The sequence below is a fragment of the Staphylococcus sp. EG-SA-2 genome (assembly GCF_017152085.1).
In genome coordinates this window covers 1-5,338 of record NZ_JACYHC010000439.1, presented here as the reverse complement: position 1 = coordinate 5,338, position 5,338 = coordinate 1, and the positions used below count along the sequence as shown (strand labels likewise).

5 protein-coding genes and 1 pseudogene are annotated in these 5,338 nt (G+C 35.3%); all 6 read right to left on the bottom strand.

Translation table 11 applies throughout. The features are described from left to right. Positions 1 to 296, bottom strand: a pseudogene (locus tag IDG60_RS05545) (MFS transporter); the annotation flags it as partial. A 49-nt stretch (positions 297 to 345) separates the two neighbouring features. Further along, entirely contained in the window at positions 346 to 753 is a 408-nt protein-coding gene (locus tag IDG60_RS05540) for a hypothetical protein (RefSeq protein WP_000094898.1), read from the bottom strand. Between the two features lie 195 nt (positions 754 to 948). Next, a complete protein-coding gene (sbnI, locus tag IDG60_RS05535; RefSeq protein WP_001015549.1) occupies positions 949 to 1,713 on the bottom strand; it encodes a bifunctional transcriptional regulator/O-phospho-L-serine synthase SbnI in 765 nt (254 codons plus the stop codon). Positions 1,714 to 1,716: 3 nt separating this feature from the next. Continuing rightward, positions 1,717 to 2,919: a staphyloferrin B biosynthesis decarboxylase SbnH gene (gene sbnH / locus IDG60_RS05530; RefSeq protein WP_001223713.1), complete on the bottom strand. Its 1,203-nt coding sequence runs from the start codon at positions 2,917 to 2,919 to the stop codon at positions 1,717 to 1,719. Beyond that, positions 2,919 to 3,695: a staphyloferrin B biosynthesis citrate synthase SbnG gene (sbnG, locus tag IDG60_RS05525; RefSeq protein ID WP_001186804.1), complete on the bottom strand. Its 777-nt coding sequence runs from the start codon at positions 3,693 to 3,695 to the stop codon at positions 2,919 to 2,921. Before sbnG ends, sbnH begins: the two co-directional genes overlap by 1 nt. Next, on the bottom strand, positions 3,670 to 5,338 hold a 1,669-nt coding region (sbnF, locus tag IDG60_RS05520; protein ID WP_206160548.1), incomplete at its 5' end, for a 3-(L-alanin-3-ylcarbamoyl)-2-[(2-aminoethylcarbamoyl)methyl]-2-hydroxypropanoate synthase SbnF. The genes sbnF and sbnG, both read right to left, overlap by 26 nt.

Sequence of the window (5,338 nt, the reverse complement as noted above, 5' to 3'; positions counted from 1 at the left end):
ATAATAGCCAATACAATTAATATGACACCTTTTGAAATCCTTTCTTTAAATAAGTCAGATGCCAATACGATGACAGGTACGATTGAAAGTATAATTACAAATATAGAAATTATTGCCGATATAACTATTGTTACTATTAAATAATCAGCTCTGCTACCTGATAATAAATAGAAAAGGCCGAAAATTAGTCCATAGCAAATTACAAACCCACATAAAGTTATAGCCATGAGTACTATATAAGCTATTTGAAAATATAAACCTATCTTTATGAATGATTTTTCTACATTTTTTTCCATGTCTATTCCCCATTTATTTAATATTTATACTCCGCCTTAAATATTCTCTTTATTCTTTAGTGATTTTATCTTTAGATTCAAATTGATTCTCTGTACTTTCAATATCAACTTTTTCATTTTCGTCTGTCGATTCATCTTTTGAGTATTTATTCCAAATCAGCAAAATACCACCAATCAGCCATAAAATTGACGAAAAGAAATTATATAAACACAGTGCAATAATAGCATAAACAATAAAAAGTGCACCTCCGATTACAGAGTAACTTTCCATATAAATCGCAGTAAAGATGGTTGGTAAAACAGTGAAAAGAGCCAATATTAATCCTAATAAAAAAATTGTTTCGTAATCAGATCCTCCAGCAATATTAATAGATATCATCCTAACAAAAACGACACTAAAATATATTTGAGCTACGATGCCTATCCAAATTGCTATTTTTCCTATAATTGAGCTCATACTCATTCCCCATTTATTTAAAATTTATACTTTACCTTAATATACCTTATTTTATTTAATTTTTATATGCAAAATACAAAAATGGAGAACTTCAATATTTATAAAATATCAAAAGTTCTCCACACTATATTGTTTTATTATATTTTCGCTATCAATACGCTAAATCATCATATTTCCCTCAACATCACAGTAAAACTATTGCTCCACCAAGTATACTTTTTCAGTATAGCATCTCATATTGGCAAACTTATCTGCTAAAAACTGCTTCCAATTACGCAGTTGTTCAACATCATCATCTTGTTTAAGTAATGCCAGTGGTACTTGAAGATTAAGACATCGTCCTGAAATATTAAAGCGTGTCACACCTGCTGGCACAGTTTCCCCTTTATGAACAACCGCTTCAATTTCCTTATAACTCAATGGCTGATACTTCATGAGTACATCTTGTTGAGAAAGACAAGGATATGTACCTTGTGCAATTCTCTCTACAGAACAACAACCACTATAACTTGCGACAACCTTTTCCCATACTTGAAAATGTGCTTCGCCTAAATCTTTCGTATACAAATATTGTTCTGTATCACCATGACACATCGTAATAAATGGCGCTTCTTGTCTTGTCTCAGTAGTCCATGGCAAGCGATGTTCTTGTTGTAACGTTTCCCACCACACACCAAATGGAACTTTATGTTGCCATGTACTAATTGAATATTGTGTTTCATGGATTTCTTGCACTGGAACTTTCTTACATCCTAACGCTTTCAAACTTGTATACCGATGCACACCATCTATAACCATATATCTACCATGTTGCATCGCTGTCACTAAAATAGGATGACGTATAAAATCATCTGCTTCAATACTACTTTTCGTTTTTTCCAATCTTAAAGGTTCGAATGTTTCGTGAAGATCAATCTTATCTACTGGTACCAATTTTAAATGTTCATGAATATGATTCAATAGTTATTCATCCTCCTTTGTTTGCGTTAAATAAATAAATTCAGGATGTGGATGGCTTAAGAAATCGTGATGTGAAATAGACCATCCGTATGCACCTGCATATTTGAAAACAATAACGTCGCCTGTACTGATTGCGTCTATCTGTACTTCTCTAGCAAAGACATCTTTCGGTGTACATAATTGACCGACTAACGTTGTGTCCTGTCTCGAAATTGAAACTTTTTCAAATGAATATGGATTGTCCTTATAACGATAAATTTCAAAAGGATGGTTATGCTGCCAAGATACCGGCAGTCTAAATTGTTGCGTACCTCCTCTTAAAATGGCATACCAAGCACCATGCACTTTCTTAATATCTAGCACTTCTGTCACATAGTAACCAATATGTGCCACAATAAAGCGCCCACATTCAAAGTTCAATGTCACATCTTCCATTTCTTGCTCAACGATAAGTGTTTTAAAATTTTCTACAAAATTATCCCACTCAAATTGGCTAGTTAAATCTGCATAGTTAACGCCTATGCCACCACCAAGATTGATATGTTTGAGTGGAAATCGATGTTTTTCAGACCATGATTTTGCTTTTTTAAAATAAAGTTTCACTACATCGACATGTAAATTCGAGTCTAAATTGTTAGAAATAGAATGAAAATGAAAGCCATCTAGATGAATATTTGGCATTACTAGCGCAGCTTCAATGACATCATCAACTTCGTCTTCAGAAATACCAAATTGTGTTGGGCGTCCTGCCATATGCAACGTTGCATTGGGAAATGGTCCTGCTAAATTAACACGCAATAAAATGTGTTGTGTCTTATCTTCATCTTCTAAGATGGCATTTAGCCGTTGTAATTCATGCATACTTTCAACATGAATACGCTGAACACCTTCACTTACTGCATATCTTAGTTCCTCGTCTGTCTTACCAGGGCCACCAAAAATAATATGATTTGCTGGTTTAAAAGCAAGACCTTTTGCTATTTCACCTTGAGATGCAACTTCGAATCCTTCAACATACTGACTAATTGTATCTAGGATTGTTCGTTCACTATTTGCTTTCATTGCATAGTACATTTGACAATTACTCGGCAATGACGATGTAATATGTTGCAAATGATGTTCCAGTCCGACTAAATCATAGATATAATGACAAACTGGATGAGATTGTGCTTTTAATTGTTCAATAACAGGTTGAACTATACGCATTAGCCATCATCCCCTTTCTGTTTAGACGTCGCTAGAGATGCACTTAAATGGCGATATATTTTTCCGCGATCATCACCTAAAATAAATGTTTGTACACCTTGTGCCTGCCATTTTGCAATATCTTCATCTTCACGTGGTAATGCACAAAAATGTTTACCATGTGCATTCACAACCTCAAAAATATGTTGAACATGTGATGTTACTTGATCATCACGCGTTTGCCATGGTATGCCAAGTGACTGCGATAAATCTGCGGCACCTTCGACTATCATGTCTAAACCTTCGACTTGAGCTATATCGTCAATGGCCATAACCCCTTCAACATCTTCTATCATGGCAATCACCATAATATGCTCATTAGCCATCTCCATTGCATCAAGTAATGGTGTACGTCCAAATCTTGCCATGCGACCACCATTCAAACTTCTTAATCCTTGCGGGTAATAACGACTTAATTTCACAATATGCTCAACTGTCTCACGATCTTTAACGTGTGGCACAATAATACCTCTCGCACCCATATCTAACACTTTAATGATATCTCTATCTATCACTGCAGTGACACGTACAATTGGTATAATATGCGCTGCTTCAGCTGCACGAATTAAATGCGCTAGTGTCTCATCATTAATCGCCACGTGTTCTGTATCAATCACAACAAAGTCATACCCGCTTGCTGCGATAACCTCGATCATCAATGGGTCCGGTATAGAATTAAAAATGCCATAAACTGAATCACCATTGTTTAATCTATGTTTCAGAGATAGTTGTTGCATCATTGATACCTCCTACACCTAATGGATTTGTAACATGATGAATTCTTAACTCGGAGTCACTTAATAATCGACGTGTCGTTAACTTTTCAACTTGAATCGTAGGTTCAAACAAATCGAAATGTTGATAGTTATTCAACTCTGGAAATGCTTCTTGATACGCCTCGATAATGTCTTTAACCCATTGCCATTGTCGCTGCTCATCGATACCATATTGCTTTTCAATAAATAAGATGATTTCGGCGATATTAATAAAGAAAAATGCATCATGTAAAAAGTCGCGTACTAAACGTTCGTCATCTGTTTCAATAAATGAATTACTATTCACTTTTTTATGTGCTTCTGGCATTGGCTTTAATGTCAGGTGTGAAGCTGCTTCACTTAAATGCTCACGCTTAAAACGAACACCATCGTGGAAATCTTTTAAGGCAATACGTGTAGGCCAACCATTTTCATGAATGAGCATCATATTTTGTGCATGCGATTCAAAGGCAATACCGTGATAATAAAGCATATGAATCATTGGACGAATCGCTACAGCTAAAAATTGCTTTGTCCAAGCTTCAGAACCATATTGTTTAATCCACTTTTCAATGAATGGTAAACCATCCTTATCACTTGCATAAAGTGCATTAAATGGTATCGCATCCTCTTCATCGATTAACATATGATATATATTTTCACGCCATATAACACCTAACGCACCATAAACTTGAGTTTGTTTATAAGGCGAAAGTTGTGTATTTAAATAAGACTGTCCTAAGACTTCCCCTAGAAAAACTGTCTTTAATTCATCTTTTAAATACATATCTTGTTGCTGTATCTGCTTTAACCAATCCGTAATTTGCGCTGCATTTTCAATTGTATGAGGCGCCAACACTCGTTTCGTTGAAGTGTTCGTTATACTTATTGGTACCTTTAAATAATATTTTGTCGTGTCTATTGGCGACATCGTACGAATCGATTGTTGAGGGTGATATAGCTCATCACTTTCCCCTAACCATAGTACTGTGCCATTAAGCCTTTCTTCAGCCAAATCAACTTGGATGACATGTTCAAACTGCCATGGGTGTACAGGTATCATCTCAACATCATTTACATGTTTGCCAGACGCTTCAATTTGCTGTACAAAATGTTCATAAGTCTTATCGCCAACTTGTTGACGTAACATTTCGTTAACTACAACATTTCTTGATACCGTCGTTTCTACTTTATCTTTGTCGATAGCTAACCACTGCAGTTTAACGTTTGGTACAAAATCAGGACCAAATTTCAAATTATCACTCAACGTAAATCCTAAACGTGATTTGTAACTTGGATGATACTGATGCCCTTCCATCGCATAAAATTCATAGTCGTTAAATGTCTCAGGTGTTGCTGGTGGGTTTGATTCTCGATACTGCATACTTTGTGTATCTTTTAATTCTGTCTGTAATAACTCAACAATAAATTGTTCTAGCTTTTCATCATTTTTAGGAAATGTAAATACAGCCTCTCTCAATAATTGTGTATAGTCTGTTGTTGTATCTGCCTCATCTCCTACGACACGCTCAATTGGTGATGTGATACGTATACGATCAAAGCTATGTGTCTTTTCAGCAGTAAAACGATACTCTGAATCATGTCCTTCTATTGTAAAATGACCG